This window comes from Microcoleus sp. LEGE 07076 (assembly GCF_015207455.1).
Taxonomy (GTDB): domain Bacteria; phylum Cyanobacteriota; class Cyanobacteriia; order Cyanobacteriales; family Microcoleaceae; genus Microcoleus.
Window position 1 is genome coordinate 16,740 of the sequence record NZ_JADEWV010000049.1, and the last position, 20,221, is coordinate 36,960.

General features: G+C 48.6%; 11 protein-coding genes. 4 read left to right on the plus strand and 7 right to left on the minus strand.

Features of this window, described 5'->3' with window-relative positions; all coding sequences use genetic code 11:
• Positions 1-496 precede the first annotated feature (496 nt).
• Entirely contained in the window at positions 497-676 is a 180-nt protein-coding gene (locus IQ270_RS10870) for a hypothetical protein (RefSeq protein WP_193973237.1), read from the plus strand.
• A gap of 153 nt (positions 677-829) precedes the next feature.
• Here IQ270_RS10870 and IQ270_RS10875 read toward each other — a convergent pair whose 3' ends face one another.
• Entirely contained in the window at positions 830-3,931 is a 3,102-nt protein-coding gene (locus IQ270_RS10875) for an MFS transporter (RefSeq protein ID WP_193973238.1), read from the minus strand.
• A gap of 663 nt (positions 3,932-4,594) precedes the next feature.
• On the opposite strand from IQ270_RS10875, the gene IQ270_RS10880 reads away from it, so the two are divergent.
• Positions 4,595-5,968: an NAD(P)/FAD-dependent oxidoreductase gene (locus IQ270_RS10880; RefSeq protein WP_193973239.1), complete on the plus strand. Its 1,374-nt coding sequence runs from the start codon at positions 4,595-4,597 to the stop codon at positions 5,966-5,968.
• Between the two features lie 16 nt (positions 5,969-5,984).
• Here IQ270_RS10880 and IQ270_RS10885 read toward each other — a convergent pair whose 3' ends face one another.
• Together IQ270_RS10885 and IQ270_RS10890 are read right to left on the minus strand one after the other, a co-directional pair.
• Entirely contained in the window at positions 5,985-6,830 is an 846-nt protein-coding gene (locus tag IQ270_RS10885; protein ID WP_193973240.1) for a 1-acyl-sn-glycerol-3-phosphate acyltransferase, read from the minus strand.
• A gap of 270 nt (positions 6,831-7,100) precedes the next feature.
• Entirely contained in the window at positions 7,101-10,586 is a 3,486-nt protein-coding gene (locus tag IQ270_RS10890) for a response regulator (protein WP_193973241.1), read from the minus strand.
• 906 nt (positions 10,587-11,492) lie between these two features.
• On the opposite strand from IQ270_RS10890, the gene IQ270_RS10895 reads away from it, so the two are divergent.
• Entirely contained in the window at positions 11,493-11,672 is a 180-nt protein-coding gene (locus IQ270_RS10895) for a hypothetical protein (RefSeq protein ID WP_193973242.1), read from the plus strand.
• Positions 11,673-11,710: 38 nt separating this feature from the next.
• Here the strand turns inward: IQ270_RS10895 and IQ270_RS30900 are convergent, their stop codons facing one another.
• Positions 11,711-11,893 (minus strand): hypothetical protein, encoded by a 183-nt coding sequence (locus tag IQ270_RS30900; RefSeq protein ID WP_228056247.1) that lies wholly within the window; start codon positions 11,891-11,893, stop codon positions 11,711-11,713.
• A gap of 19 nt (positions 11,894-11,912) precedes the next feature.
• On the minus strand, positions 11,913-12,074 hold the full coding sequence (locus IQ270_RS10900; protein WP_193973243.1) for a hypothetical protein: 162 nt from the start codon (positions 12,072-12,074) through the stop codon (positions 11,913-11,915).
• A 173-nt stretch (positions 12,075-12,247) separates the two neighbouring features.
• On the opposite strand from IQ270_RS10900, the gene IQ270_RS10905 reads away from it, so the two are divergent.
• Entirely contained in the window at positions 12,248-12,868 is a 621-nt protein-coding gene (locus tag IQ270_RS10905; RefSeq protein ID WP_193973244.1) for a GNAT family N-acetyltransferase, read from the plus strand.
• A 279-nt stretch (positions 12,869-13,147) separates the two neighbouring features.
• Here the strand turns inward: IQ270_RS10905 and IQ270_RS10910 are convergent, their stop codons facing one another.
• Positions 13,148-17,374 carry an Ig-like domain-containing protein gene (locus tag IQ270_RS10910; RefSeq protein ID WP_368670108.1) on the minus strand — a complete coding sequence of 1,409 codons (4,227 nt, stop codon included), beginning with the start codon at positions 17,372-17,374 and terminating at the stop codon, positions 13,148-13,150.
• Positions 17,371-19,641: a DUF4347 domain-containing protein gene (locus tag IQ270_RS10920; protein WP_228056248.1), complete on the minus strand. Its 2,271-nt coding sequence runs from the start codon at positions 19,639-19,641 to the stop codon at positions 17,371-17,373. Before IQ270_RS10920 ends, IQ270_RS10910 begins: the two co-directional genes overlap by 4 nt.
• Between the last annotated feature and the right edge of the window lie 580 nt (positions 19,642-20,221).

Sequence of the window (20,221 nt, forward strand, 5' to 3'; positions counted from 1 at the left end):
TTCACATCTTTAGTTCCCTTGATTCTGCACAACCGATCGCTTGCGAGTAATCGACTGACGATCGCGATTTTCTCCCTTCCGGGGCTCGCTCCGTCAAAACTCTTTGCGTCTGAGATTGATGCAGCGCAGGGCGGTGTGAACTTGAGATAACACGGGTGGTGGGTTGAGGGCGCTAACTATTAATATACCTAACAAATATTGGGTTGACAGCGGACTAGCCCCCCGTCAACCTTGGCCCGCAAATAGGTTATACGTCCAGGATCTTTGTTAGGAAAGCATTGAGCGTGCCAGCTTTTGTACTGCGATTTTAAGAAATCGCAGTACAAAAAAATGCTTTTTGGATTCAATCAAACAGTCTAATTACAAATTAGATCAATCCCGGTTACAGGAGATTGTCTTTAACCGCTAAGACGCCGACAGCGCCTTCGAGGTTCATTTTATCGGCTGTTTTGGATCTTTGGGAAAAACTGTATAGTTGGCTACGGAGTAATGGATAATGGGGAAAAAAGGTAATTGGCGAGAGATTCGGGATCTATTACCCGTTACCTATTACCTATTGCCCGACATTAGATTAACCGATCGCCAAAAGTTCACCAGAGCAATTACATCTAAAGATTGGCCATCAACAAACCAGGTTTATTTGTACTGCATCTACATGAAATATAGCGGTTCTTAAGAAAGTGAGGTATGCCCTATGCAGCTTAATGGCAGCTCATGTTACTGACACTCAGCGATCTGCTGGATAAGATTAGTGCCTGATGTCAGCAATAACTAACATCAGGCACTATCTGCAGACGCGCCAGCGCACTGACTCTTTTTTAACTGTTTTTTATCGGAGCACAGCTAAAGCACCAGCACCCGCAGCCGCAAAGGCCGAGGTAAGAGCAGTAAAAAACAGCCACCAAGAAGCAACTTCTGCAGCTTTGCGAGTTTCTTCAGCTTGTTTTTCCGCTTGCAGCTTAATGCTTTCGAGGCGAAGCTGCGCTTCTTGCTGCAAGCGTTCTGCTCTTTGCAAGACGCTGTTGCGACTTCTTTCAATTTGGTCGATCAAGCGGTTGGCATCTGCTTCGGAAATGTCGTCGCGAGAACTCATTAGTGCTACTAGAGTATCGCGGTTGAAATGACCTAGCCGATCGCGCAAAGCATCAAATCCGGCTTGCGGATCGTCAAACAATTTCCGCACGTCCCGCGTAATCCCTTCATAATTTAGTTCAGGACGATCGAGGGAATTGAGGTAATCCCGAACTTTTCCGAGAATCCCGTCAATTACCGACTGAATACCCTCCTGAATTTTCTGGATTTGCAGTGCGAATTGGTCGCGCACCGACAAAATTTGATCGACAATTCTAGCAGCTTCTGCTTCCGAAATATCCGGCCGCTGAGACAGCAGAGAAATCATAGTCGCTCGATCGATGTGCGACAGACGTTCGCCCAAACTGTAAGCACCGACTTTTGGATCGTGCAGCAGCAGTTGCAAGTCGCGCTTGATGGCTTCAGGATTCAATTCATCCTTGCCCGTATTGCGTAAATAATCCTCTAAAACGCTTTGAAAATCGAGCACTTGGCTTTGCACCCGCTTTGCCAAACGGCGCGGCGCTTTCGCTATCGAGCCGAGAGTTTCCTGCACTTGGTCGATAATTTGATTTACCTGTTCCTCGGTCAAATCTTGTCTCTGAGAAAGCAGTTTTACCAAAGTATCGCGATCGACCTGAGAAAGCCGTCCCCGCAGCGCTAAAGCCCCTTCTTTGGGGTTTTCCATCAGTTTTGTCAAATCCCGCTGAATCCCTTCAGGATTGAGTTCTGACTTGCCAGTATTGCGGAGGTAATCTGCCAGGGCGGTGGTAGTTTGGTCGTATTGATCCTTAGCTTTTTCTGCCAACTTTTGCGGCGCTTCCAGGGCGCTGTGCCAATTTTCTTCAGCGCTGTCAAGCAGCTGATTTACTTGGTCTTCGCTGAGGTCTTTCCGCTGAGAAAGCAATTTCACCAAACTTTCGCGATCGAACCGAGAAGCTCTAGCTCTGAGCGCCCACATTCCCGCTTCCGGGTTGTCAATCAGCGTTTTAAAATCGCGCTTGATCCCATCGGGATTGAGTTCTTCTTTACCCGTAGACTTCAAGTATTCTTGTACTTTTTGCCACTGATTGTCTAACCGGACTTGCGCTGCTTCTTGGAGACCTTTAGAATCTGCTAAAACGACATCTCGCGTCCTTTCCAACTCTTTAACAATTTGTTCTACTTCCTGGAAGCCGAAGTTTTCGCGACCTCTAATAATTTGCACGAAACTGTCCCGGGTGTAAGGAGAAAGCCGATCGCGCAACTGTTCGTAAGTTGCATCGGAATCCTCTAAGATTTTCTTGAAATCGCTCCCGATACCTGCTGCTGTCAGCTCCTCTTTCGGCGTCACCTTCAAATAAGTTTCCACCCGCCACTGCAAATCGCGAACTTTTTCTTGCTCCTCGGCAAATATAACCGTTTCCAAAACTCGCTGCCTTATTCCTTCTAACTCCTGCGAAATTTCTTTAATTTTGTCTTGGGTAAAAACCCCTCTACTGGCCAGAATTTCGGCAAAATTAGACTGTTTTAGTTTTTCTATTTCGCGGCGCACAGTTCCCGGATCTGCCGTAGTATCGTAGAGTACGTCTCGAAATTCGCGCTCGATCGCGATCGGGTTCATCTGCCACGAATAAGTGTTGAGCAAGTAGTTTTCTACGTCAGCGCGAATTGGGCTGTAAGTTTCTGGTTCGCCTTTGACTTGAGCGGTAATTTTATCGGCTTGCTGGCTAACTTTATCTTTAGCTGTTTTGATCTGACCGACTGCTTTTTCCACATCAAAATCGGAAATATCCGTGCGACCCAAAACTACTCCCATTAAAGCATTGACTGCCATTGTCTTAGCTTGGGACATCATGTTCGAGCTCTGGCCGGAATTTTGAGGGCCCAGATTGCTGAGGGCTTGTTCTACCCTACTTCCCAATGTATCTGAGACCAAATCTCCCGATTTAGCAGATTTGAGATAGTCTACCAATTGAGCAATGCCGTCTGGTTTGTTCTCTTGTTTTCCTACTTGTGTCCAAGCATCTTGGAGTTGGTCTACAATTCGGTTTACGTCGCGCTTTGACAAGTCCGATCGCGAGCTTACCAAATCTACAAGAGTTTGGCGATCGAGATTCGGCAAATTTTCGCCAGCAATTGATTTAAGTTGCGGATCGTTGAGCAATTTTTCAAACTCGCTCCGCATCCCTTTGATGTCTAATTCCGGCGGTTTGAGGCTTTGGATATAGTCTTCAACGTTTTCCCGCAAGCTGATCGGGTCGATCGCGCTACCGAGTTCGTGCCCCACTGCTGCTGCTGCTGCTTTCGCCGTGGCCACTACTTGGTTGCTGGCTGCTTTCGCGCCTAGGGCTGCTGCTGCGGTACCGAAAATAGCTTGAACGCCTGATGTCGCCGTGTTGACTACCGAACCGATCAGGGAACCGACAGTGGTAGAGCTCACCCAAACCAGAAGTGAGAAATATGTAGCCCACACAACTAAACCGACGATCGCACCCAAAACCGGACTGCTAATCAAGCTAAGTTTAACTGCCAGCAAGCAAGCAAAGAATATCGCGACGGTGACGGTGATTAGCGTCCAAGTGCCTACTTTGCTGCCGATGTGGCGCACTGGCGAACCGCTGCTATCTGACTGCTGTCCGTCATCGTGGGATTGTCCGATGTAGGAAAGGCCCGCAGCTACCGATAAATTTGTCAGCAACAGTTGGAAAGCGCAGGCTAAAACGACTCCAGCGATTAGGGCGATAAAAAATTGGGGCCCGGAATATAGAAGTGCCGCATCTTCTACTCTGGTAGTGGTTGTAGTCTGTTCTACTGGCACTTGGGCCAGCCAGAACCCGATGTTATACATTTGTGGATTTATTGGCAAATTTTGATACATAGTATATACCTCGTTCGAGAGTGTGTGCGCGCGAGCGTCGGCGCGAGTTGACTAATTTATAGTTTTACATTCCTGCCCCCAATGGCAAGCATCGCCTTATTGACCAGCGATCGCATCCCCCTACAGTCGGAATTGTAAAAATATGTCTGCGGCTGATTGTCAATTTATCACAATTTGTGCTAGATCAACTTTGTTTGAGTTGTGAACTAGACTTTTTTTAACGAAGCGCAATACTTGTAGGGCCCATTTTCACAACAATCTTTCTTTCATTCACATCCAAAATATTTATAATATTTATAAACCCGCCCCCACAGTCCGAAAAAGTTTATAACGGGTAATTCAACGGATATAATAATATTAGTTATTCAGCTTCAAGGAATTCGAGAGTATAGTGAGTCGTAGGGTGCAAAGCCATCAAAAATCCCTAAATAAATATCGAGAATACGATCGCGAAGCACCTGTGCAATCGCTCGTAGATAGTAAACAAATACAATACTTATTGTGAGTCGTAGGGTGCAAAGCCATCAAAAACACCTAAACAAATATCGAGAATACGATCGCAACGCACCTGTGCAATCGCTCGTAGAGCGTAAACAAACGCCACACTTTTTTGGTAAAATGTGTAAACATGGCATTAGTTATCAACCTTCAAAGGATGGGATTATGCCGCGAAAAAGTCATGCAATTATTATGGGCGGCAGTTTAGCCGGACTGTTGGCCGGTAGAGTATTAGCAAAACACTTCGATCGCGTAAGTATTGTTGAACGAGATTTTTTTCCCGAAAAAGCTGCGCCTCGCCCTGGTATTCCTCAATCCCGACACCTGCACATCCTTTTGACTCGTGGAAAAATCATCCTAGAACAATTGTTTCCCGGCTTAGAAAATGAACTGATAGCTGCTGGTGCTCCGAGGTTAGATCCGAAGTCGATCGGGTGGTTTAGTCCGGCGGGTTGGGCGACACATTTTACCCCCGAGCTCGATGATTTAATTATGTTCAGTCGGGATTTACTCGATCGCCAAATTCGCCACCGATTGACAGAAAATACGAACGTGCATTTCCTGGAAGGAGGGACTGTAACAGGGTTGCTGGCGAATAGTCAGGGTACGGCGATTGCTGGGGTGTCGGTGAGGAAGCGCGATCGCCAAAACCCAGGTAGCATCAATGAAGAGAATTTGAATGCCGATTTAGTAGTCGATGCTAGCGGCAAAGTTTCCCAAACACCTAAATGGTTGAAAAAACTCGGCTATGAACCGCCACCAGAAACACTGATCAATGCTTTTGTCGGCTATGCGACGCGCATCTATGAATCCAGCGGTAAATTGTCAGAGACAGCGCCAGTCTTTGTATCAGGAGATCCGCCATTACGCACCCGTGGCGGTGCAATTTTCCCGATCGAGGGGAATCGGTGGCTAGCAATTATGGCTGGGGGCGATCGCGATTATCCCCCCGCAGATGACGCAGGTTTTGTAGAATTTGCGCGCAGTCTGCCAACCCCGATGATTTATGATGCAATTAAAGATGCAAAGGCGATCGCACCTGTGTATAGTTATCGAGGTACAGAAAACCGTTTGCGCCACTACGAACGCCTATCCCGTTATCCTGAAAACTTAGTAATTGTCGGTCATGCAGTTTGCGCTTTCAACCCTGTTTACGGCCAAGGAATGACGGTGGCTGGATTGGATGCTCAGATGCTGGATGAATGTCTGCAAAAACAGATCCAGCGCTATCCAGAACAAGATTTAACCGGCTTTGGGCGACATTTTCAACAAAAACTCGCAAAATTACATACTATTCCTTGGACGTTTGCGATCAGTCAGGATTCGCGCTATCGTCTAAGTGAGGGTGCCAAACCAAACCTGGCTGCACAACTGACAATTAATTACATGGATCTGGTGTTAAAAGCATTGACCACAGATGCAAAAGTTTGTCAAGCTTTTTTGGAAGTTCTGCACATGATTGAACCACCGGCTGTACTTTTTCATCCTAGAATTGCGGTAAAGGCGATCGGGCAATTAGTCACCGGAAAGCACAATTAATAAACTTGTGCAATGCTCAATTACCAACCAAACAATCTAATTGTAATTGCATTTGAGTTGTAACTAAATCGAAACAAGCATCTACATAATCGCGATCGCCCGCAGCTTCCGAACCGTACCTCTCAAATACGATCGGTTCGCACACGCGAGTCCGAATTTGCACGGGAAAAGGCAGATTTGGCAAAGGCCCAATACTCAATCCCCAAGGCAATCCCAAATATACCGGAAACACCACCGGATCGATGCCCAACAACCACGGCATCCCCAATTCATGAAATTGCTTAACTTGTTCGTAAAAATCAGCCAAAACTATTAAAGTATCGTGGGCACCAGTGGAAATAATTGGTACAATTGGCACTGATTCTCGCAATGCTAACTTAATAAATCCCTTGCGTCCGGCAAAGTAGATTTTATTGCGTAAGTGATGGGGGCGAAAAGTATCTTGTGCGCCGCCCGGATAGACGAGAACCGGGGCATTTTTTCGTAAAGCTGCGATCGCCATTTTCGGATGCGACTTCAAGGCACCGCACTGCACTGCCATCCTAGCAATATCGCGAGAAACTTGCCAAACCGTCGGGTGCATCAATCCGTAGGCCAAGCGTTCAGTGCCGTACCTGTGGAACCATTCGTATAGGAACATAAACATATCGGGAGCGGCGATTCCCCCGTTGTGAGAGCCGACAACGAGCATTTTTCCGCTCGCGGGGACATAGTGCCAGCCGTCGCTTTGTACGCGAAAATAGTAGCGGTACAGCCATTCCCAGATTGGCAGTATCAGTTGGATGAATTCGGGATTGCGATCGTCCAAAGATAAACCGTCAAAGGGATATTTAGAGGATTTTTTATTAGTAGTTTTTGTCACTTTAAAAATATTTTAGTTAGTCAGTAGTCAGTAGTCAGTAGTCAGTAGTCAGTAGTCATTGGTCAGTAGTCAGTAGTCAGTAGTCAGTAGTCATTAGTCATTAGTCATTAGTCATTTAGTATAAAAGCATTGAGAATTGGGTCTAAAAACAGAAAAGCAGGGGACATTGAAATTGGCAGCAAACAACTAATAACCAATAACCAATAACAAACAGCCAATAACCAATAACAAACAACCAATAACCAATAACAAACAACCAACAACCAATAACTAATCACAATTAAGCACAAAAGTCAATACAGTTTCATCAATTCCCTTGAGTTTCAGCGGCTTATATTTAACAATCCGACCTTCCTCAACATAATCTGCAACCGCCGCCGAAATCAGCACAGAATTTGGTTCCGCCACCTCTTGCAAACGGGCGGCAATATTCACGCTCGGCCCGATCGCAGTATAGTCCGATCGGTCTGGCCCGCCAAACATCCCCACTACCGCAGTACCCTGGTGAATTCCGCAGCGAAACCGCACTGCCGGCACCCCATTTTCCCCGACAATTCCCTGCTCCAACCATCGCTCGTTAAGCTCGTTGAGAGCTCGCAGCATAAGCCTTGCAGCAGCTATAGCGCGGCGTACTTGCTCATTAGGAGTTAGTTCCTCCGGCGCGCCAAACAGAGCCATTACCGCATCTCCAACAAACTTGTCCACCGTACCCCCACTGTCAAAAATAGCCTTAGTCATTGCCGCCAAATATTCATTCAACAGCTCAGCTACCCGGCGCGAGCGCAGCGTATTTGCCATCTCGGTAAAACCGACAATATCGCTAAACAAAATAGTAATCAATCGCGGTTCCGGGCGCAAATCCAGCGCCAAATCTCCAGCCGCTGCGGCCTTCACCATCGAAGGCGGCAAAAATCGGCGCAGCACCGACTCAGTTAAATAACTGTTCAACTGCTGCACCCGGCGCTCGTTTTGTTTGAGAGCGATTAAATTCCGCACTTCTGCCAACAATTCGCGATCGTTAAAAGGCTTGGACAAATAAGCATCTGCACCCCGTTCTACTCCTTCAATTCTAGTATCTTCGTCGGCTTTAGCAGTTAGCAATATTGTCGGAGTTCCCTGTAATTCCTCATCCTGTCGAATCATCCGAATCAAATCCAAACCGGATATTAAAGGCATCATTAAATCAGTGACAATTAAATCGGGTCGGCGGTTTTTTGCCACTGCAAATCCTTCTTCTCCGTTGCGAGCTAGCAAAACTGCAAATCCGGAATCTCGCAGAATTCCTGACACATAAAAGCGCAAATCGGGATTGTCGTCAACTACCAAAACCGTGCCTGCTGCTGTTTCCGAAGTAATCGGTTCTAGAGGTTCAAAGTTATGATTTTCTGCCTCATCTTCGGACAAATCTGCTTCGACATCTGCCAGTTCCACCGCTGCTTTGGATGAATGAAACTCTGCGGGTATTTCTAGTACCCGTTCCGCGGGCAAGTGAGTGGAACCGAAGTGCAGCCAAACGGTAAAAGTAGTGCCTTCGCCGTAAACTGACTCGACGGAAATTTGACCGCGGTGGAGTTCTACTAATTCTTTGACAAGTGCCAAACCCAAACCGCTGCCTTCGTAGGAACGGCTGGCAGAACCTTCGGCTTGGTGAAAGCGCTCGAATAAATAGGGAATTTGTTCGATGCGAATTCCGATGCCGGTGTCTTTTACTTGGAGCAAGCAGTGAGCGCCTGCGGGTTCAACTGTCAGGGTGATTGTTCCGCCTTCTGGGGTGAATTTGACGGCATTTGAGAGCAAGTTGTAAATAACTTTGTCAAATCTTTCGATATCCAAATAAAGTAAAGGACATTCTTGGAGTTGGGTAATTAATTGCAGTCCTTTTTTATCGCAGTAGGCGCGGAAGGACTCTGCGGTAGAGTAACAGAAACTGACTAAATCGCAGGGGCGAAAACTTGGCTGCATCCGTCCGGCATCAAGCCGCTGCAAGTCCAGCAGTTGATTTACCAAGCGCAGGAGACGGCGCGAATTACGCAAAGCGATTACCGCTTGTTCGTAGGGTAAGTCTTCTTTGCGGCCGCAAGCTGATTCCAAAGGGCCGATGGTTAGTGTCAGAGGGGTGCGGAATTCGTGGGAGATATTTTGGAAAAATTCGGTTTTGAGTCGATCGGCTTCCAGGAGCCTTTCTGCTTGCTGTCTGGTAGTCTGGTAGAGGCGCGACTGCTGCACTGCTAGAGCGGCTTGAGTTGCCACTATTTGAGCTAGGTCAATATCTGAGAGGTTCCAGCGGCGGGTGGTGTCATTTTGGCGGAGGGAAATGCTGCCGATGATTTTGCCTTCGGAGAGTAAGGGAACGACTAACAGGGCGCGGGCTGGCGATCGAACTTGCAGTTCTGTAACATTTAAATCGGGACGTTCGTAGAGGTCTTCGATCGCGATCGGCTCTTTTGATACCATAACTTGTAGCAGCACCGGATTGCCCCGAATCGGCACCAAAGACTGCGGCAAGGAAGGATGGGTAAAAATCCAGCCGCCAGAGTTCCCAGCACCTTCAGAATCCCTCCCCAGTGCAGCAGAATTGCCAACTACTTCTGAATTGTTAAAACCCTGTTCTACAGCTAGGGTATTCCTAGTTGTGTCGTAGAGCCCCACGCACTGGACGTATTCATCATCTTCTGTCCACAGAGATAGGGCGCAGCCGTCAACTTGCAAGGCTTGACCGAGTTGTTGAGTAATCGCTGCAAAGATATTTTGGGGGTCGAGGCTCGATCGAATTGCCGTAGTAATAGTATTGATTAAGGCTTCGCGCTTGGCTAGCGCTCGCACTTGTTCGTAAGCCCTGGTTTGAGAAAGCGCTAAAGCCGCTTGGTCTGCTACGGTAATTACCAACTGTACCTCGTGGTCTTGCCATTGGCGCAGTCGATGGAACTGGTGCAGCGCTAACACTGCCATGAGTTCCATTTTGTAAAACAGCGGTACAATTAAGCTCGATCGAATATTCGCAGCTTGGTAAGCCTGCTGTCGCTGCTGATTGTCCCAGCTTAAAACTTTCGCATCAGTTTGGGCATCTTGAATCACCTCCACATTCAGAGCTTCCCAAACCAAATCCGGCAGCCAATCCGGCGCAAGTCCAGAACCATCTCCAAATCCGGCTTCCGGCGAACGGTAAACGAACAATTCATCCTCCACCAGGCCGTCTTGGAAAGGTCGCAGCAGACAGCAACTCACCTCAAACATCTGCCCGACGGTTTCCACAATTCTTTGCAGCATTTGCTGGTAATTGGGAGCCGATCGGATAGTATTAGTAACGGCATAGAGCAGCGATTCTTGCGACAGAGCCCGGCGCAGTTCATTGGTGCGCGCTTTCAGGATATTGTGAGTCTCAACAGCTTGAGTAACAATAATTTTGAGTTCTTCAGCATCCCAAGGCTTGGTAACGTATTTGAATACTTTGCCAGCATTAATCGCTTCCACTAAATCTTCAACATCCGTATACCCAGTTAAAATAATTCGGATCACATCGGGGTATTGAGCGGCCGTCAGGCTGAGAAACTCCGTACCGCTCATTTTTGGCATTCGCTGGTCCGAGATAATCACAGCAACTTCTCCCTCTTTTGTCAAAATTTCGAGGGCGGCGGGACCAGATTCGGCCCTGAGCACTTTGTAGTCTCGATAGAAGGTGCGGTAAAGCAAATCGAGGTTATCCGGTTCGTCATCGACGATCAGAATTTTTAGCTTAGGATTTGATTGGGAATTCATGCACCGTTCTCCTGTGCGCCGGGGCTGTTCGATTTAACAAGTCTGTTGACAGCAAAAATTCGCCGATTTCTATTGTTCAAGTCAAAATAATTCGTGAGTCTGAAGTTGTTGTCAGTTGGTCGCAGCAAGAATCAATCTTAATTTTTGATGCCGGATCTCAAGTTTGCTCGATCGCCCCTAATATGGTGGGGGAGGGTTTACCCAAAAAATCTGCCAATAATTGACAATTTCTAAAACCCGCCCCGGCTTTTAATCCGGCTCGATTCGGACATGATATGAGTTCTCAATTCATAATTATTCTCAGCCCAAGTTTTATCTCATACACCCTAATTTTATTCTTTAATGATATTCACATAAACTCGTGTTGCCGGAAGTGTCCGCTTACCCTTCACCTTTATGGAGAAGAGGAAACACGAATCCGGCACTTTTTACAGCAGTCTGGATAACTCACAATACATAGGAATAACCGTCCTGATTGTGGGGTGCACCTGTGTTTTGCTATCAGTGCGAACTCTTAACAACTCGCACTGATAGCAGCTCGTCGAACTGTTGAAGATTTCTCACTTTAATCAGCACAAAAAACTGCTTTTTGCCAATCCCCAGATGCTCCCTGATTGTGAGTTGATTTGCCAAATTTATGTTTTATTCTCGCTCCTAGGTCTGTTTTATTTGGTGTGTGAAAACCGATTGCAGCAGGATACAATAGACAACCAATATCTGCGCCTGTGTGTTTGAGACCTTCAAGGTTACAACAAGTTTAACAGTCTGCTGCTGGATACTGTCAGCTAGCCCGATGCCGTGCGCCTGAGCGATATTCGGGGGCGGCCCACAGACTGCACAGGCTGTGAGTGCCAGTGACGCAATTGCTGTACCATTTGAGTTAGACTTGCACTTTTTCCCTCGATAGTGGCATCTTTTGTGCTGACGGCAGATTTTCGACAAGCTAATTACTGCGGCGAAACACCGTACCGCCAGATCGTCCATCTGTTAATCTTAGCTAGGGATGTACTCTGTGGAAACCGCTCAATTTGCTCGATCGAGATTTTGAGAGTCTCCATCGCCCGCACCCGCGACATCGAGCCGTGAGGGAAAAACCCCTGCAGACTGTTTCTGGCCATCCAAATTTAAATTGGACGGTGGGGAGAATACCCCAACAGCGCAACAGGTAAAGCCACAGAAGTGATGGGACGGGCTTGCTGATTGCTCGCAACTGCTGAAAGCTGGGTTGCTCGGTTCTCTTGTCTGTGGCGAATATCCGACGCCCTCGCGCGCCTGATGTTAGTCTTGTCATTCGTGGAGTTGGGCAATTACCGCTTGAGAAAAAAATTATATTTTTCGATCGGGTATTTCGGCCAACAGATAGCGGTAGAGTTCGGGGAACCTGACATTAAAAGCTTTTTGATTGTTTTTAATACCTTTGCCGCTACCCACAAATCTAGCATTAGGGAATAGGTTTTCATTAATAGTAAATTGAGTCTTAAATGCCAAACAATGGCACTAAACTTCAAATATTACTTATATTAAAGCATAAAAGAATGTGATTTAATGGTGCGAATCAACGATGCCGATAAGTTACCTCACAATATCATAACATCAGTGAAGTTTCTCAGGTGGGCATCTGAGCAATTAGCGTAAAAAAAATAATATAGTGACCTGGAATTGTGAATCCTTCTTTTTTTTCCTCACCCTCTCACCAACAACAAACTCGCGGACTTTGTGGCTTTTCGATCCGCGTCGCTGCGTCGAACGACTTGACACAGCTAGCCGATATTTTAGCCATGAGCTTTCACTCCCGCCAGGGGTTTGTAGAATGGGTATATCCGGTGTTGCGTTTGGGCATTTACGAAGATTTAAAAAATCGACTGCGTTCTAAGGCAGAACATTACATTTGTCTGGTTGCTGAGTTAGTCTCGCGCGAGGAAGGAATCCAGAATTATCGATCGCCCCGACTTGGGTCCGTAGCAGGAACAATAGAAATGGCTATGCGCGCTCGTTTCCCTTGGCAAACCCCGAGTTCTGACTATCCTTATTTGTCTAATTTAGCCGTTCACCCAGAGTATCGGCGGCAGGGAGTTGCTCAACAATTGCTCAGTAACTGCGAGGAAACAGCAAGAGAATGGGGATTTTCGGAGATTTACCTCCACGTTTTGGAAAACAATCACGCAGCCCGACAGTTGTACTATCAAGCCGGCTATCGCTTGCAACAAGTGGATTGGCATTGGACTTATTGGCTGTTCGGTCAGCCGCGCCGATTGTTTTTACGCAAGCAGATTTCGCTTTGATGAATCAAGGCAAATCCGGTTGGATCAGAATGATAACTAATAGGTGGTAAGAGCGAATGAACCGCGAAGACGCGAAGAACGCGAAGTCAGAGAAATCAGAAGATGTACGTCCTTCCTAACTTTCGGGAATGGCTTCGTCTTCGCGGTTTAATGATTCGGATGCTACCGGATTTGAGCTCATAGCTCGCGGCCTTCGAGCAAGGCTATAGGAGAAACGCCACAGAAATTTTGAGCTGCTGTGGCGTTTAGTTAAGAAAATAGGCATTCTAGCCCGCAATTCTAGCCCTCAGACAAGAGATTTGATAAGAAATCCGAGGAGCCGATCGCTCCGTTAACGCCGACAAAGTTTCCTAACACCCGATCGGTTCCTGCTACTCGCAGCAAAGTACCGTCAGGAGTGGCGCTAAATTGCAACTGCTGGAAGCTCAGGCCACCAGTCAACACAAACTTATCGACACCTACCTCGAAGTTAATCACAGTATCAGTGCCGCCCTGAGCACTCAACACAAATCGATCGCTCCCAATACCTCCTATCAAAGTATCATCTCCCTCGTCGCCAAACAGCCAGTCATCTCCTGCACCTCCATTGAGAATGTCGCTATCTTTACCGCCAAACAAAGTATCGCTGCCGGCATCTCCGTTGATAGTATCCTGCCCTTCGTTGCCGTAGAGCAAGTCATCGCCGTCACCACCGCTGATGCAGTCTTGCTGGTCGTTTGCGCCCACCGAGACACCCTGGTTATCGGCACGATCGCCATAGATGGTATCGTTGCCCTCGCCACCGCAGAGTTCATCGCCCCCGTCACCGCCGTACATCAGATCGTTGCCAATATCTCCATGTACGAGGTCATCACCTTGGCCGCCGTCAATCTTGTCATTACCTTCACCGCCGCTGATAGTATCGTCAGCTTCATCCCCGAACAGCACGTCAGCACCGCTGCCGCCAAAGAGCAAGTCTCGGCCGCTGACATCTTTAGCTAGACCTCGAGTGCCACCGTATATCGTGTCGTCCCCATCGTCACCGACAAGGGTATCAGAGCCGAGTTCGCCCCAAATCAAATCATTATCTTTGCCGCCCCAAACACAATCATCACCTTTGCCAGCTTGCACGGTATCATTACCGTTGCCGCCGCCGATGATGTCGTTGTCGCGGCCGCCAAATATCCAGTCTCCTTCGCCAGCACCGTTAATTGAGCTGGAACCGCCGCTGTCGCCGAGCAGAGTATCGGCTCCTTTGTCGCCGTAGAGAGTATCAGAGCCTAATTCACCGTAGATCCGGTCGTTGCCTTCCCCTCCGAAAGCGCGATCGTTATTTTCGCCGGCAACCAGCGTATCATCACCTTCTTGGCCGCTGAGGAAGTCGTTGCCCAAGCCTCCGTACAGCAAGTCGCGTCCCTGGAAGTCGCGAACCCTTCTGTTGCTTAAGCCGCCAAACAAACTGTCGTCACCGATGTCACCAATCAACGTATCCGAGTCGAACTCGCCCCAGATCAGATCATTGTCTTTACCTCCTAGGGCAAAATCGTTATCTTTGCCGGCATGGATGGTATCGCTGCCCTCGTTACCGTTGATGATGTCTGCACCCCTGCCTCCGAAGATCAAATCGCCATTCTCGGCAGCGCTGTTGGAGTTATCGTTGCCGTTGTCTCCCAAAATCGTATCGGCACCTCGATCTCCAAACAGAATGTCTGCGCCGGAGTCACCTGCAATCCAGTCATTTTGTTTGCCGGCATGGACGATATCGTTGCCACTGCCACCGTAGGCAATATCGGTGTCAGTACCGGCAAAAATCGCGTCATTGCCTTCGTCGCCATGAATTTCGTCAGCGCCATTTTCACCTAACAGCAGGTCGTTGCCTTTAAAACCGAGGATTTTTTGGTTGCCTTTGGTGTCTGCGATCAAGTCATCGCCGTCGGTGCCTTTGGTGGTTTGTCCATCTCCAAGTTGCGAAATCGGTCGGACAAATCCAACTGCCGGCGGTTGCGGAGGTGGCGCAAAGTTAATGCCCGGTTTTTCCTGAATCGGCTGACACAGACAGTCGGTATCTGGTTCGGCGATCGGATTTGAGTTCCCTGGCGCGGGTGTAGGTGTAGGTGTGGGTGTGGGTGTGGGAACAATCCCAACTTGCCTCAAAATAGCAGAAACAGTAGAGGTATTGGGACTGACTGCGCCGTTGTTGTCTGTGGCGCTGTAGCTGAAAGTGGCTCCGGTAAAGTCACCTGTGGCTACGAAAAATAGTTGCTCTATCTGTATCGGAGTCAGAACTTGACCTACTGTCACGGCTACGTCGCCGTTGACTGGATCTGGCAATAACACGAGTCCTTGGTTGGCTGCGGGGACGCTGGTGATCGTGTAAAAGACGATCGACCCATCCGGGTCACTTCCTCCCAATCCCGGAATCGGCACGATGCCGCTAGCCGGAACCGTGAAGTTAACATTGTTGGTCAATGGCGGTAGGTTGGGAGTCGGGCGAATCGCCGCCACACTTGCAGTGGCGGGACTGGTAGCGCCGCTGTTATCTGTAGCACTGTAGCTGAAATTTGCTCCCGTAAAGCCGCCTGTGGATTGGAAAAATAGTTGTCCTATCTGTGCCGGTGTCAGGACTTGACCGGGTGTCACGGCTACCCCACCGTTGGCCGGATCTCCTAAAAACAGGATTCCTTGGGCTGCTGGGGGCAGGGTGTTGATGGTGTAGGAGGCGATCGATCCATCCGGGTCACTTCCTCCCAATCCCGGTACCCGCGCGCTGCTGTTGGGCTCCAGGGTGAAGTTAGCATTGTTGGCTACTGGCGGTTGGTTGGGATTTTGAAGGAGGCCGGTAACTGTAGCAGTGGCGGGACTGATTTCGCCGCTGTTATCTGTAGCACTGTAGCTGAAAGTGGCTCCCGTAAAGCCGCCTGTGGATTGGAAAAATAATTGCTCTATCTGTGCCGGTGTCAGGACTTGACCGGGTGTCACGGCTACCCCGCCGTTGGCCGGATCTCCTAAAAACAGGATTCCTTGGGCTGCTGGGGGCAGGGTGTTGATGGTGTAGGAGGCGATCGATCCATCCGGGTCACTTCCTCCCAATCCTGGCACCCGCGCGCTGCTGTTGGGCCCTAGCCGGAAGTTAGCATTGTTAGCGACTGGCGGTTCGTTGGGAACTGGCACCGGCAGGGGGATAGCCGCAACTGTAGCAGTGGCGGGACTGATTTCGCCGCTGTTATCTGTAGCACTGTAGCTGAAATTTGCTCCCGTAAAATCGCCTGTCGATTGGAAAAATAGTTGTCCTATCTGCGCCGGTGTCAGGACTTGACCGGGTGTCACGGCTATCCCGCCGTTGGCCGGATCTCCTAAAAACAGGATTCCTTGGGCTGCTGGGGGCAGGGTGTTGATCGTGTAGGAGGCGATCGATCCATCCGGATCACTTCCTCCCAATCCCGGCACCGGCGCGCTGCTGTTGGGCCCTACCGTGAAGTTAGCATTGTTGGCTGTGGGCGGTTGGTTGGGATTTTGAAGGAGACCGGTAACTGTAGCAGTGGCGGAACTGACTTCGCCGCGGTTATCTGTAGCGCTGTAGCTGAAAGTGGCTCCGCTAAAACTGCCTGTGGATTGGAAAAATAGTTGTCCTATCTGTGCCGGTGTCAGGACTTGACCGGGTGTCACGGCTACCCCACCGTTGGCCGGATCTCCTAAAAACAAGACTCCTTGGGCTGCTGGGGGCAGGGTGTTGATGGTGTAGGAGGCGATCGACCCATCCGGATCACTTCCTCCCAATCCCGGCACCGGCGCGCTGCTGTTGGGCCCTACCGTGAAGTTAGCATTGTTGGCTACTGGCGGTTCGTTGGGACTTGGAATCGGCAGGGGGATAGCGGTAACTGTAGCAGTCGCGGGACTGACTTCGCCGCTGTTATCTGTGGCGCTGTAGCTGAAATTTGCTCCCGTAAAACTGCCTGTCGATTGGAAAAATAGTTGTCCTATCTGTGCCGGTGTCAGGACTTGACCGGGTGTCACGGCTACCCCACCGTTGGCCGGATCTCCTAAAAACAAGATTCCTTGGGCTGCTGGGGGCAGGGTGTTGATGGTGTAGGAGGCGATCGATCCATCCGGGTCACTTCCTCCCAATCCCGGTACCCGCGCGCTGCTGTTGGGGCCTACCGTGAAGTTAGCATTGTTGGCTACTGGCGGTTCGTTGGGACTTGGTATAGGAGTGAGAGTTGTGGTGACTTTAGCACCGGGCGCAGTACCGTCATTGTTTTCAGGAGTCGGGTCGGGGGTCGAGGAGCCACTCCTGGCGGTGTTGCTGACGCTGCCGGATGCCGGTGCGATGAAGCTGATGCTGCGGGTGACGCTGTTGGTGTTGGTTAAGGTGACAAGGGGGAAGGTGACGATACCTGTAATGCTATTGTATGTACCGCTGTCGGAGATGCTGACTCCTGTTAAGCCGGGAACGATGCTGTCGGTAATTGTGACGTTATCTGCTGTGCTCGGCCCGTTGTTTTTGGTAAATATTGTATAGCTTACTATCCCGCCCGGTGCACTTGAAGTAGCCCGCTTTTGCTGGTGATAACATCGGCACTGGGAGTGAGAGTGGTGGTGACGCTAGCACCGGGCGCAGTACCGTCATTGTTTTCAGGAGTCGGGTCGGGGGTCGAGGAGCCACTCCTGGCGGTGTTGCTGACGCTGCCGGATGCCGGTGCGATGAAGCTGATGCTGCGGGTGACGCTGTTGGTGTTGGTTAAGGTGACAAGGGGGAAGGTGACGATACCTGTAATGCTATTGTATGTACCGCTGTCGGAGATGCTGACTCCTGTTAAGCCGGGAACGATGCTGTCGGTAATTGTGACGTTATCTGCTGTGCTCGGCCCGTTGTTTTGGGTAACTATTGTATAACTTACTGTCCCGCCCGCTGTACTGTTGAGAGTACCGCTTTTGCTGGTGACTACATCGGCAAGATTGTCAATAATTGTAGTTGGGACTTGAGAAGTGGGTTGGGAACTATTGTTGTTAGCTCTATTGGGATCGAAAGTGCTGGAATCGGTATAGGCGGTGTTGGTTAAAGATGTGCCTAGTGTGGCGGGAACTGTGGCGGTGATGGTGCGGATAACGCTATTACCGTTAAGGAGAGTCGGAATCACCGGCCAGATGACATTCCTGGTAGCAGGGTTGTATGTGCCACCGTTGTCAGCGCTGACGAAAGTTAAGCCGGCAGGCAGCGGATCTTGAATGAGGACGCTTTCGGCGCTGTCTGGCCCATTATTTGTGGAGGTAATAGTGTAAGTAATGGTGCTGTTGGGGAGGGCGTACAGCGGGCCTTTTTTAACAACGGAAACGTCGGCTTGGAGTGTAGGCTCATCTATACTTTCGACGAGGATGTTGTTGACTTCGTGAATGTTTGTACTTGGCCCTGTAGAAGCTGCAAAGCCAAATTTGAAATTAGGTGGTACGGCTCCATTTACTGATGCCAAATTTGTGATGTCGATCAGTGTTTCGTTGGCATCAAATGTGCCGTTGTTGTTCAAGTCTAAGGCAACTGAAAGACGGTTTGGTGTTGCGGAACTCGCCGGAAATAATGTGATCTGGACAGTTCTTTTAGCCTCACTGCGAATGCTTGTATTTGTGTTAATTGTTGTATTATCTATCCCACCGGGAACAAAAGCTCTAGTTAAAAAATTATAAGATGTGCTTTCGTTGCCTCTAATCCCTACTGAATCCTCTTGCCTGTCTGCAAAGCCACCTACTTTTCCCCCTGACACAGCAGAAAAATTACCAAACTCATCTAATCCGATACCTAAATAACCTCCTACAATACCGGGTGTAGCATTCCTTTGAGCGTAGCCGAGAGAGCCACCAAAGCCTCCGGCTGCTGTTGGCGTAGCCGTTCCGTCAATGAGGAAAAAACTTGTGCCATCGGCACCAGCAGGAGTGGTGCCTCCAGGGGCCGCATTAGAGTCCGTACTTATGTTATAGGAAAAGAAATCAAAGGTAACTCTCACACCCCCAGTGGCAGAGATGGGGTTGTTATAGATGACAAAAGCTGCTTGATTCTTCGCGTTTGATGTTAACCTTAAAGCGCCGTCGTTGGCAGCATCGTTATTTCCTAAAGCGGGAATAACGCCGTTGGGGTTGGCAGCACCTGCGGTTAAACCTGGGTTAGCAGATGAGTCAGCAATTCCATAGATCCAAGGCCCGACTACTGTTGGATTTTTAAAGTCTTCAGTTACTAAGGTAGCCAGGACTGAGGTGTAGGCTTCTAGGACTTCTGTTTCAAAGGCTAGTTCGGCATTGATTTGTCCTGTGGTAATTTCTAATTTCCAGTCGCCTCCTAGTGCTGCGCTTCCAGTTGGGTTTTGGGATGCTGCAATATTTGCTCCGGTGAATTCGCTGATTTTTTGTATAAATTTAATGCCGGATTTGCCTGCGGCTATGTTGCAGCCGTAAAGTAGAATGCTGGCGGATTCGCTGAGGGCTTTTCTCCACTGCTGCAATTGGTTGCTGTGGGTTTCTAGCCGATCGAGATTTAGTTCGGTTGAGCCGATCGCGATTGCTGCTTTTCTACCGTGAGAGACTACGTGCAGGCTGTCGATGTTGCGGCGCTGACGCAAAATTTCGGTGATTTGGTCGATCGCTTCCCTAGTTTCACTGAGTACAAATACTTCGGTTCCTGCTTTGATGCCACCGATCAATTGCTCGTAGTTTTCTACTCTGGAGTCAACTACCACTAGAGATTTTTTTACTTCAGGCTCTGCTTTGGAGCTTGATTTTTCCAAAAAAAAGTTGTTTTTAGTGGTCATATTTTGAGATTCAGGTATTTTTACGGCAGACAAATAGGACATTTCGGGGATCGTTTTCATTATTCGCTGATTTACTTATCAGTTCTAACCTACCCTTTGGGAAAAAGTTGATAAACAACAAAATATAAATTTTTAATAAGTTTTTCGTAGAAATAAAATAAATACTTACGTGTATTTGTTTACAAAAAATACTTACGTGTGTTTTTTTGAGTTTAAATTTTAGGAAAAAAGAGGACGGGAAATACTCTGGCGCCTCTGCCGCAAAAAAGTGACCTATCAGTGCAAAGCTTTGACAGGCAAAGGTTTTCAGACTTTGAATTCAAAATTTAAGTCTGATTCTTTTTGAGAATAGAGTATGCCAGAACCTTGAGAGCGCGATCGCCCGCTATACAAAATCCGGCTTTAATACCCCCCTTTGTTTTTTGGGTTTCTCTAGAGTCAAACCGCAGTTTCTCTAAGACAGGTTTCAAGCGCCAATTTTTATAAAGAGGTTTCTCTAGCCGGATTTAGTATTACTTACGCAATCCTGAAAAAGGCAGTGATTTCGGTAACGCGACGGTAATTAGTACGGTTGCAAGTG